The sequence below is a fragment of the Pseudomonas sp. ABFPK genome (genome assembly GCF_001586765.1).
Taxonomy (GTDB): Bacteria; Pseudomonadota; Gammaproteobacteria; order Pseudomonadales; family Pseudomonadaceae; genus Aquipseudomonas; species Aquipseudomonas asiatica.
In genome coordinates this window covers 18,081-32,010 of sequence record NZ_LQXW01000045.1, presented here as the reverse complement: position 1 = coordinate 32,010, position 13,930 = coordinate 18,081, and the positions used below count along the sequence as shown (strand labels likewise).

General features: G+C 63.1%; 12 protein-coding genes and 1 pseudogene. All 13 read left to right on the top strand.

The window, feature by feature from the left end; all coding sequences use genetic code 11:
• Positions 1-4 precede the first annotated feature (4 nt).
• The 13 genes and pseudogenes from WM94_RS22180 (at position 5) to trbJ (ending at position 13,923) form a co-directional block, all read left to right on the top strand.
• The gene (locus WM94_RS22180; RefSeq protein WP_033880256.1) at positions 5-3,145 is read left to right on the top strand and encodes an efflux RND transporter permease subunit; all 3,141 of its coding nucleotides are present in this window, start codon (positions 5-7) and stop codon (positions 3,143-3,145) included.
• A 177-nt stretch (positions 3,146-3,322) separates the two neighbouring features.
• A complete protein-coding gene (locus WM94_RS22175) occupies positions 3,323-3,988 on the top strand; it encodes a HupE/UreJ family protein (RefSeq protein WP_049879081.1) in 666 nt (221 codons plus the stop codon).
• Between the two features lie 21 nt (positions 3,989-4,009).
• Complete coding sequence (locus WM94_RS22170; protein WP_023114184.1) at positions 4,010-4,642, top strand: hypothetical protein; 633 nt, start codon at positions 4,010-4,012, stop codon at positions 4,640-4,642.
• A 129-nt stretch (positions 4,643-4,771) separates the two neighbouring features.
• Complete coding sequence (locus WM94_RS22165) at positions 4,772-5,035, top strand: hypothetical protein (RefSeq protein WP_023114185.1); 264 nt, start codon at positions 4,772-4,774, stop codon at positions 5,033-5,035.
• Positions 5,036-5,109: 74 nt separating this feature from the next.
• Entirely contained in the window at positions 5,110-6,054 is a 945-nt protein-coding gene (locus tag WM94_RS22160) for a LysR family transcriptional regulator (RefSeq protein WP_023114186.1), read from the top strand.
• Positions 6,051-6,329, top strand: a complete 279-nt coding sequence (locus WM94_RS22155) for a lipoprotein (protein WP_031636913.1) — start codon at positions 6,051-6,053, stop codon at positions 6,327-6,329. Before WM94_RS22160 ends, WM94_RS22155 begins: the two co-directional genes overlap by 4 nt.
• 236 nt (positions 6,330-6,565) lie before the next feature.
• Entirely contained in the window at positions 6,566-8,575 is a 2,010-nt protein-coding gene (locus WM94_RS22150) for a conjugal transfer protein TraG (protein WP_031636910.1), read from the top strand.
• The gene (locus WM94_RS22145) at positions 8,572-9,036 is read left to right on the top strand and encodes a ribbon-helix-helix protein, CopG family (RefSeq protein ID WP_003111089.1); all 465 of its coding nucleotides are present in this window, start codon (positions 8,572-8,574) and stop codon (positions 9,034-9,036) included. The genes WM94_RS22150 and WM94_RS22145 overlap by 4 nt, the downstream gene beginning before the upstream one ends.
• The gene (gene trbB, locus WM94_RS22140; RefSeq protein ID WP_031636909.1) at positions 9,033-10,085 is read left to right on the top strand and encodes a P-type conjugative transfer ATPase TrbB; all 1,053 of its coding nucleotides are present in this window, start codon (positions 9,033-9,035) and stop codon (positions 10,083-10,085) included. Before WM94_RS22145 ends, trbB begins: the two co-directional genes overlap by 4 nt.
• The gene (locus WM94_RS22135; protein ID WP_031636907.1) at positions 10,082-10,465 is read left to right on the top strand and encodes a TrbC/VirB2 family protein; all 384 of its coding nucleotides are present in this window, start codon (positions 10,082-10,084) and stop codon (positions 10,463-10,465) included. Before trbB ends, WM94_RS22135 begins: the two co-directional genes overlap by 4 nt.
• Positions 10,462-10,734, top strand: coding sequence for a VirB3 family type IV secretion system protein (locus tag WM94_RS22130; protein ID WP_003103993.1), 273 nt, complete (start codon positions 10,462-10,464; stop codon positions 10,732-10,734). The genes WM94_RS22135 and WM94_RS22130 overlap by 4 nt, the downstream gene beginning before the upstream one ends.
• Before the next feature lie 15 nt (positions 10,735-10,749).
• A pseudogene (gene trbE / locus WM94_RS22125) lies at positions 10,750-13,201 on the top strand (conjugal transfer protein TrbE).
• Positions 13,198-13,923 carry a P-type conjugative transfer protein TrbJ gene (gene trbJ, locus WM94_RS22120; protein ID WP_033967813.1) on the top strand — a complete coding sequence of 242 codons (726 nt, stop codon included), beginning with the start codon at positions 13,198-13,200 and terminating at the stop codon, positions 13,921-13,923. The pseudogene trbE and the gene trbJ overlap by 4 nt, the downstream one beginning before the upstream one ends.
• The last annotated feature ends 7 nt before the right edge of the window (positions 13,924-13,930 follow it).

Below are 13,930 nucleotides of genomic sequence, written 5' to 3'. Positions count from 1 at the left end.
GGATATGCTCGAACGTATCATTCGCGCGTCCATCGCGCATCGCTGGCTCGTGCTTCTATTGGTGCTGGCCCTGTCCGGGCTGGGCATCTGGAACTACAGCCGCTTACCGATCGACGCGATACCGGACATTACCAACGTCCAGGTACAGATCAATACTGAGGCGCCGGGCTACTCGCCAATGGAGGCTGAGCAGCGCGTCACTTTTCCGGTTGAGACGGCGCTAGCTGGCCTCGCCCGGTTGGAATACACCCGCTCGATTTCCCGCTACGGCCTGTCGCAAGTCACTGCGGTCTTTGAGGACGGTACTGATATTTACTTTGCCCGCCAGCAGGTCGCCGAACGCTTGCAGCAGGCATCTTCGCAACTTCCGGCGGGCCTGAATCCTTCTCTCGGGCCGGTGGCAACCGGCCTGGGCGAGATATTCATGTATACCTTGGAACCCGAAAAGGGCTACGAGGAAATATGGACACCGACGGCGCTGCGCACATTGCAAGACTGGTCGGTGCGTCCGCAGCTCCGCAATCTGAAAGGCGTCACCGAGGTCAACACCATCGGCGGTTACGTGCGTCAGTTCCACATCACACCCGATCCGGTCAAGCTACTGGCCTACGAGTTGACGATGAACGACGTGCTGAACGCCGTTGCGCGGAACAACGCCAACGTCGGTGCCGGCTACATCGAACGTCACGGCGAGCAGTACCTGATCCGCATCCCCGGACAGGTAGGCGACATCGAGCGACTGCGGAAGATTGTCGTGGCAACGCGCGATGGGCTGCCACTCCGAATGTCCGACGTGGCGGAAGTTCTGGAAGGTAGCGAACTGCGAACCGGCGCGGCCACAAAAGACGGCAAGGAGGTCGTGCTGGGAACAGCATTCATGCTGATTGGCGAGAACAGCCGAGCGGTTGCACAGCGCACGGTAGAAAAGCTCGCTGAAATCGACGCGACACTTCCCGAGGGAGTCCGAGCGCACGCGGTTTATGACCGCACTCAACTCGTTGATCGCACCATCGCAACCGTGCAGAAGAATCTTCTGGAAGGCGCGTTGCTGGTGATTGCCGTGCTGTTCATGTTGCTAGGCAACCTGCGCGCAGCCCTGATAACCGCAGCGGTCATTCCGCTCGCCATGCTGCTGACGATCACCGGCATGGTGCAAAACCGAATCTCGGCCAACCTGATGAGCTTGGGCGCACTGGATTTCGGCCTGATTGTCGATGGCGCGGTCATCATCGTGGAGAACTGCTTACGCAGGTTCAGCGAACGACAGCACCAGCTCGGTCGGCTGTTGACCCGCGATGAGCGTTTCTCGCTGGTTTCGAGCGCCAGTGCAGAGGTCATCAAGCCTGCCCTGTTCGGATTGTTCATCATCACGGCGGTTTACCTTCCAATATTCGCGCTATCGGGTGTGGAAGGAAAGATGTTCCATCCGATGGCTCTTACCGTCGTGATCGCATTGACTGGTGCGATGGTGTTGTCCCTGACTTTCGTGCCCGCTGCGGTCGCGTTGTTTGTCACCGGCAAGGTTTCCGAGAAGGAAACCAAGGTGATGCGGGGCATCAGCCGCTTCTATGCGCCACTTCTCCAGAAGGCAATCAGGCTGAGAGTCGCCGTCGTCGCGGCGGCAGCGGTGTTGGTAGTGCTGTCTGGTTTGCTTGCAACGCGCCTTGGCACCGAGTTCATCCCTAATCTGGATGAAGGCGACATCGCCTTGCACGCGATGCGGATTCCCGGAACGAGTCTGACCCAGGCGATTGGCATGCAGCGCCAGTTGGAAGCGCGGATCAAGGAGTTTCCAGAGGTTGAGGAAGTCTTTGCCAAGATCGGTACTGCCGAGGTTGCGACTGATCCCATGCCGCCTTCGGTAGCTGACACTTTCATCATGCTCAAGGATCGCAGCGAATGGCCCGATCCGCGCAAACCGAGAGCCGTATTGCTTGCCGAGCTGGAAAAGGCGGTGAACACCATTCCCGGCAACAACTACGAGTTCACTCAGCCCGTGCAGATGCGCATGAATGAGTTGATCGCGGGTGTTCGAGCCGAGGTGGCGATCAAGGTGTATGGCGATGACATGGAGCAACTGGCCCAACTAGGCTCCAAGCTTGAAGCCGTGGCCGAGAGTATCGAGGGATCTGCTGACGTGGCGCTCGAACAGATTACGGGCCTGCCGCTGATGACGATCACGCCGAACGTGGATGCACTGTCTCGATACGGTCTGGCGATCGCTGACATACAGCAGACGGTGGCAATCGCTCTTGGTGGTGCCGTCGCTGGTCAGGTGTTTGAGGGCGATCGCCGCTTCGATATTGTGGTTCGGTTGCCCGAAGCGCAGCGCCAAGACCCTAAAGCACTGGCGACACTACCCATTCCCGTCCCGAGCGGCACTGCTGCCGCACCGGGCCAAGCCGGTTACGTACCGCTTGGCCAGCTTGCGTCAATCGAAGTGGCACCCGGCCCCAATCAGATCAGCCGCGAGAACGGTAAACGCCGGATCGTCATTACCAGCAATGTGCGCGGACGCGATTTAGGGTCGTTCGTGGAAGAACTGCGTGAGCGCGTAAGCCGCGAAATCACACTGCCAGAGGGCTATTGGGTCAATTACGGAGGCACGTTCGAGCAACTCATTTCGGCGAGCCAACGGCTGTCCGTCGTCGTGCCGGCTGTACTGGTTCTGATCTTCGGCCTTCTGTTCATGGCCTTCGGCTCGGGCCGGGACGCCACAGTCGTCTTTAGCGGCGTGCCATTGGCACTGACAGGCGGCGTTGCCGCATTGTGGCTACGCGATATTCCGCTTTCGATTTCGGCAGGGGTTGGATTCATCGCCCTATCCGGTGTGGCGGTGCTCAACGGCCTGGTGATGGTGAGCTTCATTCGCAAGCTGCACCACGAAGGCACGCCGATTCACGATGCCATCGTGAACGGCGCGATGACGCGGCTACGCCCGGTACTGATGACTGCGCTGGTTGCAAGCCTTGGTTTCGTCCCGATGGCCGTCAACGTCGGAACGGGTGCGGAAGTGCAACGACCCCTTGCAACCGTCGTCATTGGCGGCATTGTTTCCTCGACGCTGTTGACGTTACTGGTGCTGCCGGCCCTGTATCGCCTCATCCATCGGCGCACCGATAGCCAGGACACCGCGCCGGCGTAAGCAAGACGCCAATTTCAACGGTTCGCATGGCGCGGCGAACGAGAAAGACGCTTGCCGCACCCGAACCACATGGATTCTTAGGTGAGTAATTGAGGTATGAAATTCATGCGTGAAAGATCACTTGAAGTAATGCCGGATCGCCATCGACCGACCTGGCAACGGACTTCCCTGTTTCTTATGGCGACGACTATCCTGCTGTTCGCGTGCGCGAATCAGGCACTCGCCCATGCCGTTGCCGAGGGCGATAAGGGCTACATCCAGGAAATATCCGGCGTCAACCTCATCCCTTTTATGTATCTAGGGGCGAAACATATGGCGACGGGATACGACCATATCCTGTTCCTGCTTGGCGTAATCTTCTTCCTGTACCGGATGAAGCATATCGCCCTGTATGTGACGCTATTTGCCATCGGCCACTCAACCACGATGCTGCTTGGCGTGTATTTCAACGTCGGGATAAACAGCTACATCATCGACGCGATCATCGGTCTTTCGGTGGTTTACAAGGCGCTCGACAACATCGGCGCATTTCAGCGTTGGCTCGGCTTCCAGCCCAACACGAAAGTCGCAACAGTCGTATTCGGACTCTTTCACGGATTCGGCCTGTCAACCAAGATCATCGAATACAACATCTCGCCCGATGGCCTGATTCCAAATCTTTTGGCATTCAATGTCGGCGTTGAAATCGGGCAGTTGATCGCGCTCGGCACTATTCTGATCGCAATGAGCTACTGGCGCCGAACAGCTAGTTTCTGGCGCCATGCGTACACCGCCAACGTAGCGATGATGTGTGCCGGTTTCATCCTGATCGGCTATCAGCTCACCGGCTATTTCGTTTCCTGAATCAAACACGGAGAAAATTCCATGTACAACGTATCCAAGCCAACCCTCGACGACCTTCCATCGTCGAAACAACTGCTGCGCTCGACGCTCATTGCACTCGTCGCCGCCATCGCAATTTTGGTCGGCATCGTCCTTCCCTCCGAGTACGCGATCGACCCAACAGGGATTGGTCGCGTCCTCGGCCTGACGGAAATGGGGGAGATCAAGACGCAATTGGCCGAAGAAGCCGCTGCGGATGCCGCGAAGGATGCAGCCATGCCCGCTGCCGCGACGACAGGGAATGCAGGCACCGCCGCGCCTGCACAAGCACAGAACGCCGCGCAGGCGGAGAACGGCGCCGCCTGGCGCGATGAAATGCGCGTCGCACTCAAGCCCGGCCAAGGGGCGGAGGTGAAGTTGAGTATGAAGGCCGGCGAGCAGGTCGAGTTCAGTTGGGTTGCCGAAGGGGGCGTTGTGAACTTCGATACCCACGGCGATGGTGGCGGCCAGTCCATCAGTTATGAAAAGGGTCGCGCGGTGCCCGCTAGCAATGGCGTGATCCAGGCTGCCTTTAGTGGAAATCACGGTTGGTTCTGGCGGAACCGTGGCGACGCTGACGTGACGGTGATTGTTCGCACTCGCGGTCAATACATGGAAATGAAGCGCGTCTTGTGATTGGCAAATTGGTTACGGGCACATGCCCATGCACTCCGGCTCCCCCCCCCCATGCCAATTGCATGGCAGGAAGCCGAAGTTTCCCGCCCTGCCACATAGGCCGGGCCTCATCCCAGGAGATATTGAAAAATGAACATTCGTCCGGTTTTGATTGCAGCTCTAGCCAGCGCCTCGCTCGCTTCGCCATTCGTGATGGCCCATACCGGCGGGCATGACGACGATGCGAAGGCGATACCGAAGACATGCGAGCAATTGGCAGATACGAAGCGGTATATCAGTGACGTGGCTTATCCCGAAGTAAAGAAGCTGAAAGAGCAATGCGACGCCGCGAAGAAGAAGCCAAACGCGGCGCAATCTTCTGCGGAACGCCGCCCGTCCAACGGCGGCAACTGATTGTTTAGGGCGTAGCCGCGACTCACAGGTCGCGGCTACCGCCTGCGATGCGCACTCGTGGGAGCTATTCGTCTATGGAGTTGAGACATCTAAAATACTTTCTCGCCGTGGCGGAGGAGCTTCACTTCGCTAGAGCTTCGGAGAAGCTGCACATTGAACAATCTCCACTTTCTCGCGCCATTAAGGAGCTAGAGGAGGAGCTAGGTGTTGTACTGTTTGCCCGTACCACACGCAGCACTCGCCTAACACGTGCAGGTAAGTTGTTTCTGGAGCATGTCCGCCGGGTATTTGCTGTTCTGCAACAAGCGCGCGACAGCGTAAAAGCAGCGGCCAATGGATTTCACGGTCAGTTGCGGGTGGCCTTATCGGACGGCATTACACCGTCGCGCCTTCCGGCGGTGCTCGCTTTGTGCCGACAGGAAGAACCTGAAGTCGAGATTCGCTTCTCCGAAGTGCCGTTGTCGCAACAAATCAAGGGGCTACACGACGATCTTTATGACGTAGGATTCGCGCAATCAGACGAAGTGGGCGAAGGCATCGTCGCTATACCCGTCTGGAGCGATGCGCTCATGGTGGCTGTACCTGCTCGACATCCTCTGCTGGTGCATAAGCGCATTCCGTTGGAGGAACTGCTCCGCTACCCTCTGGTTCTGTGCGATCCACAGGTTTGCGAAAGCCACGCGAAACACGTTGATCGGGTACTGCGCCGTGCGGACATGGAACCCCTGATCGCGGAGCGCGTGGCCTCCTGCGATTTGATGATGGCGCTTGTATCGGCCGGCTTCGCGCTTGGGCTTACGGGTGCAGCACACATTACAGCTAGCAGACAACCGGGCGTGGTGGCCCGCCCCTTGGCATCACGTGTCCCACCCCTGACAACCTATCTGCTGCACCCTATAGGCGAACCATCGGAGGTTCTGGCTCGATTCATTGAGCGCGTACAGGCCATCGAATCTCTGGAATCTCCCAGGCCCATGCTGGGCCGCAATCTTGATCCCCCGGAGGAACCTGCGCCATGACGAAGATCATCCATTTCTTGCTGGTGCCGGTGTTGACCGCCTGCGGCCAATCCGAAACGCCTCAGAAGGCCAACACATCGGAAGCGAATATCCCAACGGTGGAGGAACTGGCAGCCAATCCCGAACGGTTGAAGGAACTACGCCAACAGTGCAAGACGGATCGGCCCAAGCGGGGTGACGTGCTCTGCAATCGGGTGGCCGGGGCCACGCGCAAACGGTTCTATGGCGACGGCGAAACGCCCTACACGCCGCCGAAGGAATCGCCCAAGTTCTGATCGTTGGCAGTTCGCCGCATCGGCTTCAATTTTCTGTTCGACACGCCGCAATGCGCTATCGCTTGCGGCGTTTTTCTTTGATTCGACGCCGCGCGAATTCTGTCTTTTTGCTCGACCTTTCTGCTCGAAACGGTCTTTGACCGGCACTGACCTGGCACCGATCCTGACGCTAGCGGCACGTCCTTGTGCCGCGCTTTCCATGAGGAAGAAGCGCAGGGGAAATCGGAGGCCAGGTAATGCAAGGGACGAACGTGCTGTTCGGTCAGATCGCCGTGGTATTCGGCATCGTGATCGCCGGCGTGTGGGGCGCCACACAATGGACAGCAGCCGCCCTTGGTTATCAGCTACGCCTTGGCTCGCCCTGGTTCGATCTTCTTGGCACACCGATCTACCACCCGTGGAAGCTGTTTGAGTGGTGGTTCTTCTTCGATGCCTACGCGCCGCGCGTGTTCGATACCGGCGGCGCCATCGCGGGTGGCAGCGGCCTGCTGGCGGTGGTGGTCGCCATCGGCATGTCGATCTGGCGCTCACGGCAATCGCGCCTGGTCACGACCTACGGCTCGGCGCGCTGGGCGAACGCGGATGACATTCGCAAGGCGGGTCTGACGCAGCCGGCCGGCGTATTCCTCGGCCAGCACGACCGCCAGTACCTGCGGCATGAAGGCCCGGAACACGTCCTGACCTTCGCTCCCACACGCTCGGGCAAAGGTGTCGGCCTGGTGGTGCCGACGCTGCTTTCCTGGCCTGCGTCCGCCGTCATCCACGACATCAAAGGCGAGAACTGGCAGATCACTGCCGGCTGGCGTAGCCGCTTCAGCCACTGCCTGCTGTTCAACCCCACCGATGCAAAGTCGGCGACCTACAACCCACTGCTGGAGGTGCGGCGCGGCGCGCATGAGGTGCGCGACGTGCAGAACATCGCGGACATTCTGGTCGATCCCGAAGGTGCGCTGGAGAAGCGCAACCATTGGGAAAAGACCAGCCATGCGCTGTTGGTCGGCGCCATCCTGCATGTGCTCTACGCGGGCGAAGACAAGACGCTGCGCGGCGTCGCCAACTTCCTGTCCGACCCGGCCAGCCCCTTCGAGCTGACCTTGCACCGGATGATGACCACGCCGCACCTCGGCGATGGGCCGCATCCTGTCGTCGCTTCGGCGGCGCGCGAAGTGCTCAACAAGTCGGACAACGAGCGTTCCGGCGTGTTGAGCACCGCCATGTCGTTCCTCGGCCTGTACCGCGACCCCACGGTGGCCGAAGTCACATCGCGCTGCGACTGGCGCATTGCCGACCTGATCGCGGCAGAGCATCCGGTGTCGCTGTATTTGGTGGTGCCGCCCTCGGACATATCGCGGACGAAGCCGCTCATCCGCCTGATCCTCAACCAGATCGGCCGGCGCCTCACCGAATCGCTCGATGGCTCCGATGGCATCGAGCGCCGCCACAAGCTGCTACTGATGCTCGATGAGTTCCCCGCGCTGGGACGACTCGACTTCTTTGAGACGGCCTTGGCCTTCATGGCGGGCTACGGCATCCGCAGCTTCCTCATCGCGCAGTCGCTCAACCAGATCGACAAAGCCTACGGCCAGAACCATTCGATTCTCGACAACTGCCATGTGCGCGTGACGTTCGCCACGAACGACGAGCGCACGGCCAAGCGCATTTCCGAGACGCTGGGCACGGCCACCGAACTGCGCGCCCAGCGCAACTACGCGGGCCACCGGCTCGCGCCGTGGCTGGGCCACCTGATGGTGTCGCGCCAGGAAACCGCGCGCCCGCTGCTGACGCCGGGCGAAGTCATGCAGCTTCCGCCCGACGAGGCCGTGGTGATGGTGTCCAGCGTGGCGCCGATCAAGGCCAAGAAGCTGCGCTACTACGCGGACGCCAATTTCAAGCGTCGCGTGCTGCCGCCGCCCGCGCTGGCGGACGGGCAGTACGCCGACGCGCCGCCGTCGCGGCCCGACGACTGGAGCGGGCTGGCGATTCCTGCCGTGCCCGCTGCACTGGCCGCCGCATCCGCCGATGGCCTGGAGAACTTGGGTTCGACCGACGACGGCGGCCCGCGCCGTCAGCCCGAACTCTCCGAAACCGTCGCCTACGACCCCGAGCTGGCCGCTCCCGCGGCCGACCTTGGGCTGCTCGATGACGACGACGACCTGCCGCTTCCCCTTCCTCGCCAGCTCGATCCAGCCATGCAGCGCACGGCCCGGCTGGCTTCCCTCGACCCCAACGACGGAATCGAGCTATGAGCCACTACCGCCTCAACCTGTTCATCCAGCCGGAGCACGCCAAGCGGCTCGATGAGCTGGCCGCCAAGAAAGGCGTGTCCAAGTCGTCCATCGTCGCGGCGGCGCTCGCATCGTGGCTTTCGCCCGATGCTGCCGACCAGCGCGAGGCGGCCATTGCCAAGCGGCTTGATCGCCTGTCGCGCCAAGCCGAGCGCATGGAGCGCGACCAGAACATCGCCATCGAAACGCTGGCGCTGTTCATCCGCTACTACCTGACCGTGAGCACGCCAGTTCCCGAGGCGCACCAAGACGCGGCACGCGCGCAGGGCAAAGCGCGCTTCGAGCAGTTCACCGAGCAGCTTGGCCGCCACCTGCTGCGGGGCCGCAGCCTGGTGCGCGACGTGGTGGAGGAACTGCATCCCGACCCGATGCGGATGGAAGACGCGGCGGCAGCCGCGCAAGCGCAGGAGCGTGCGTCATGAGCGCCATTCCGCAGTCCATGAGTGCCACGTCGCTCGACCGCCGCATCCAGATGCTGCGCACGGCGATGGGGCCACTAATCGCCGCTGCGCTCGAAGACCCGGACGTGGTGGAGGTGATGCTGAATCCCGATCGCACCCTTTGGGTGGATCGGCTTTCCAGTGGGCGTGCGCCGATGGGCGTGGAACTGCCCGAGGCGGATGGCGAGCGAATCATCCGCCTGGTCGCGGCCCACGTCGGCGCGGAAGTCCATCGCGGCCAGCCGCTGCTGTCCGCCGAGTTGCCCGAGACGGGCGAACGCTTCGAGGGCATCTTGCCGCCGGCAGCGCCAGGGCCGGCCTTCGCGCTGCGCAAGCGCGCCATCGGTGTGATTCCGCTGGAGCGGTACGTCATCGACGGGATGATGACCAGCGCGCAGGCGGGCTTTCTCGTTCGTGCCGTGCGCGAGCGGCAGAACGTGTTGATTGCCGGCGCCACCAGCAGCGGCAAGACCACGCTCGCCAATGCTTTGCTCGCCGAAATCGCCGCCACCGGCGACCGCGTGCTGGTGCTCGAAGACACGGTGGAACTGCAATGCGCGGCCCGCGACCACGTTCCGCTGCGCACCCGCGCGGGCGTGGTGTCGATGACCGAACTGGTGCGCTCGTCCATGCGCTTGCGCCCTGATCGCGTCGTCGTCGGCGAGGTGCGCGGTGCCGAGGCGCTGGATCTCATCAAGGTGTGGGGCACGGGCCACCCCGGCGGCATCGCCACGATCCACGCCGGCTCCGCGCTCGGCGCGCTGCTGCGCCTGGAGCAACTGATTCTCGAAGTGGCGGTGAATCCGCCCCGTGCGCTGATCGCCGAGGCGGTCAACGTGGTGATCCACATCGCCGGACGCGGGCGCAAGCGCCGCATCGAGAGCATCGCCCGCGTCGTCGGCTTCGACGGCGTGGGCTACCAACTGGCGGACGCGCTGGAAACGCCGTTTCCCGAGCTGCCGCCACGTCCCGATGCCGCACCCGCTGCGGCGACATCCCCATCCCCTGACTCACTTGGAGAACTGCCATGACGCAGATGACCATTCCTGCTTTCCGTTTTTCTGCAAATCCGGCTTTGCGTCTTGCGCAGCTGCGCTGCCTGGCCCGCCCTGCGGGGCAAGGGCTGTTGCTGGCCGCGCTGCTGCTGTTCCTGGCCGGAACCGCGCAGGCCGCCGGTTCCTCGATGCCGTGGGAAGGCCCGCTGCAATCCATCCTCGAATCCATCCAGGGGCCGGTGGCGCGCATCGTCGCGGTCATCATCATCATCGCCACGGGCCTCGCGCTCGCGTTCGGTGACACGTCCGGCGGATTCCGCAAGCTGATCCAGATCGTGTTCGGTCTGTCCATCGCCTTCGCGGCGTCGAGCTTCTTCCTGTCGTTCTTCAGCTTCTCCGGCGGGGCCGTCGTATGAGTGCCCCGGACACCTTCGCGGACGGCTTCGAGGTGCCGCTGCATCGCTCGCTGACCGAGCCGATTCTGCTGGGCGGTGCGCCGCGCACCGTGGCGATCGCCAACGGCACGCTGGCCGCCGCTGTCGGCCTGGGCCTGCAACTGTGGATTCCCGGCGTGGTGCTCTGGATCGTCGGCCATTCGCTGGCGGTGTGGGGTGCGCGCGTCGATCCGCAGTTCATGCAGGTCTTCGCCCGGCACATCAAGCACCGCCCGCTGCTGGACGTGTGAGGGGAGGACGCCGCGATGCTGAACCTCGCCGAATACCGCCAGCGCCCGGCCTTGCTTGCCGACTGGCTGCCCTGGGCCGGGCTGGTCGCACCGGGCGTCGTCTTGAACAAGGACGGCAGTTTCCAGCGCACGGCCCGGTTTCGCGGGCCTGACCTCGACAGCGCGACGCAAGGCGAGCTAATCGCCACGTCGGCGCGGTTGAACAACGCGCTGCGTCGCATGGGATCGGGCTGGGCGCTGTTCATCGAGGCCGAGCGCCGCGCCGCCGCCGACTATCCGCGCTCGGAGTTTCCCGAGCCGCTTTCGTGGCTGGTGGAGGAAGAACGCCGGGCCGCCTTCGAGGAATCGGGCAATCACTTCGAGAGCGGCTATCACCTGACGCTGCTTTACCTGTCGCCGGAAGAATCCCGCGCCCGTGCAGCCACGATGCTCTACGAGAACACGCCGACGACCGGCGTGGACTGGCGCGGGCGGCTGCAAGCCTTCGTCGCGGAAACGGATCGCGTCTTTGACCTGCTCGACGGCGTGATGCCGGAGATCGCCTGGCTCGATGACAGCCAGACGCTGACCTACCTGCACGCGACCATCTCGACGCGGCGCTATCGCGTGGGCGTGCCCGAAGTGCCGTTCCACATCGACGCGCTGCTGACCGACTCGCCGCTGGTCGGTGGCCTGGCGCCCATGCTGGGCAACCAGCACCTGCGCGTGGTGTCGGTGCGAGGTTTCCCGACCTCGACCTGGCCGGGGATTCTGGATGACCTCAACCGCCTTGGCTTTGCGTACCGCTGGAGCACGCGCTTTCTCTGCCTCGACAAAGCCGAGGCGGAGAAAGAACTTTCCCGCCTGCGCCGCCAGTGGTTCGCCAAGCGCAAGAACGTCATCGCGCTGCTGCGCGAAGCGATCTTCCAGCAGGAAAGCCCGCTGGTCGATACCGACGCCAACAACAAGGCCGCCGATGCGGACGCTGCCTTGCAGGAGTTGGGCAGCGATCAAGTCGCCTTCGGCTACCTGACGGCGACCGTCACCGTCATGGACGAGGACGCCGCCGTGGCGGACGAGAAGCTGCGCATGGTGGAGCGCGTCATCCAGGGCCGGGGCTTCGTGACCATTCCCGAAGCGCTCAACGCCGTGGATGCGTGGCTGTCGTCCATTCCGGGCAACGCCTACGCCAACGTGCGCCAGCCCATCGTCTCGACACTGAATCTGGCCCACATGATGCCGGTGTCGGCGGTATGGGCGGGGCCGGAGAAGAACGACCACCTCGACGGCCCGCCGCTGATCGTCACGCGCACCGATGGCGCGACGCCGTTCCGGCTGGTGACGCACATCGGCGACGTGGGCCACACGCTGGTCGCAGGCCCGACCGGCATGGGCAAGTCGGTTCTGCTCGCCACGCTGGCGATGCAATTCCGCCGCTATCGCGGTTCGCGCATCTTCGCCTTCGACATGGGCCGCTCGATGCGGGCCACGATCCTGGGCCTGGGCGGCGAGCACTACGACCTGGGCACGGATGGCGAAATCGCCTTCCAGCCACTGGCACGCATCGACCGCGAGGGCTACCGCACCTGGGCCGCCGAATGGATCGAAGGCCGCTTGCTGCACGAAGGCGTGGCGGTCGGCCCCGACGAGAAGGCGGCTATCTGGTCGGCGCTGGGAAGTCTCGCCGGGGCGCCGGTGGAGCAGCGCACGATGACGGGGCTTTCCGTGCTGTTGCAATCGAACACGCTGCGGCAGGCGCTGTCGCCTTATGTGCTCGGCGGTGCCCACGGCAAGCTGCTGGACGCCGACCACGACCGGCTGGGCACGGCCGACGTGCAGTGCTTCGAGATGGAGGAGCTGATGCACAGCAAGGCCGCCGTCATGGCCGTGCTGCATTACCTCTTTGCGCGTTTTGATGAACGCTTCGACGGGGCGCCCACGCTGCTGATCCTCGACGAAGCATGGCTGTTCCTCGATGACCCGGTGTTTGCCGCGCGTATCCGCCAGTGGCTCAAGACACTGCGCAAGAAGAACGTCAGCGTCATATTCGCCACGCAGAGCCTTGCCGACATCAAGGATTCGAGCATCGCACCCGCGATCATCGAAAGCTGCGCGAGTCGGATTTTCTTGCCCAACCCGCAGGCGACCGAGCCGCAGATTCGCACGATCTACGAGGGCTTCGGCCTCAACAGGCGGCAGATCGAAATCGTCGCCACCGCGCAGCCCAAGCGCGACTACTACTACCAATCCCGCCTCGGCAACCGCCTGTTCGACCTCGACCTGGGGCCGGCGGCGCTGGCCTTCGCGGGCGCTTCCACGCCGCAAGACCAGCGCGACATTGACCGCGTGCTGCTGGACGCCGGCGTGCCCGGTTTCGCGGGTGCCTGGCTTCGCCACCGCGGCCTCGATTGGGCGGCCGACCTGCTGCCCTCGTTCCCCGGCCTCGCGCCGGGTGCTCGCTGACCAACCCCTGGAGAACCTGCCATGAAGAAGCGCCTTGTCGCGGCCGCCATCGCGGCCATGCTTTGCACCGCCACCGCCCATGCGCAATGGGTCGTGGTCGATCCCACCAACCTCGTGCAGAACACGCTGACCGCGATCCGCACGCTGGAGCAGATCAACAACCAGATCCAGCAGCTTCAGAACGAAGCGCAGATGCTGATGAACCAGGCGCGCAACCTCGCCAGCCTGCCGTCCAGCGTGGTCGGCCAGTTGCGCGCCAATTTGGCGACCACCGAGCGGCTGATCGACCAGGCCCGAGGATTGGCCTACGACGTGACGAATCTGGATCGGGAGTTCGCGCGCCTGTATCCCGAGCAGTACGCCGCCACCGTCAGCGGCGACCAGATGTACCGCGACGCGCAGGAGCGTTGGAGGAACACGCTCCACGGCTTGCAGACCACCATGCAGATGCAGGCCCAGGTGTCGCAGAACCTGGGCGAAGACGAAAGCGTGCTGGCCGACCTCGTGGGCAAGAGCCAGTCGGCGCAAGGCGCCTTGCAGGCGATGCAGGCCATGAACCAGTTGCTCGCCTTGCAGGCCAAGCAGTCGATCCAGTCGCAGCGGCTCCAGATCACGCAAGACCGGGCCGCCTCGCTGGAACTGGCGCGGCAGGCGGCTGCCACGGAGCGCGCCCGCGAGGTGCGGCGGCGCTTCCTGGGCGACGGCACGCCGTACACGCCGCAGCCCGTGAACTTCTACGGCAACTGACGGGAGG

Excerpts from the sequence above, each read along its gene's own strand:
- WM94_RS22180 (WP_033880256.1), top strand. The coding sequence starts at position 5 with ATGCTCGAACGTATCATTCGCGCGTCCATCGCGCATCGCTGGCTCGTG.
- WM94_RS22175 (WP_049879081.1), top strand. The coding sequence starts at position 3,323 with ATGGCGACGACTATCCTGCTGTTCGCGTGCGCGAATCAGGCACTCGCC.
- WM94_RS22170 (WP_023114184.1), top strand. The coding sequence starts at position 4,010 with ATGTACAACGTATCCAAGCCAACCCTCGACGACCTTCCATCGTCGAAA.
- WM94_RS22165 (WP_023114185.1), top strand. The coding sequence starts at position 4,772 with ATGAACATTCGTCCGGTTTTGATTGCAGCTCTAGCCAGCGCCTCGCTC.
- WM94_RS22160 (WP_023114186.1), top strand. The coding sequence starts at position 5,110 with ATGGAGTTGAGACATCTAAAATACTTTCTCGCCGTGGCGGAGGAGCTT.
- WM94_RS22155 (WP_031636913.1), top strand. The coding sequence starts at position 6,051 with ATGACGAAGATCATCCATTTCTTGCTGGTGCCGGTGTTGACCGCCTGC.
- WM94_RS22150 (WP_031636910.1), top strand. The coding sequence starts at position 6,566 with ATGCAAGGGACGAACGTGCTGTTCGGTCAGATCGCCGTGGTATTCGGC.
- WM94_RS22145 (WP_003111089.1), top strand. The coding sequence starts at position 8,572 with ATGAGCCACTACCGCCTCAACCTGTTCATCCAGCCGGAGCACGCCAAG.
- trbB (WP_031636909.1), top strand. The coding sequence starts at position 9,033 with ATGAGCGCCATTCCGCAGTCCATGAGTGCCACGTCGCTCGACCGCCGC.
- WM94_RS22135 (WP_031636907.1), top strand. The coding sequence starts at position 10,082 with ATGACGCAGATGACCATTCCTGCTTTCCGTTTTTCTGCAAATCCGGCT.
- WM94_RS22130 (WP_003103993.1), top strand. The coding sequence starts at position 10,462 with ATGAGTGCCCCGGACACCTTCGCGGACGGCTTCGAGGTGCCGCTGCAT.
- trbJ (WP_033967813.1), top strand. The coding sequence starts at position 13,198 with ATGAAGAAGCGCCTTGTCGCGGCCGCCATCGCGGCCATGCTTTGCACC.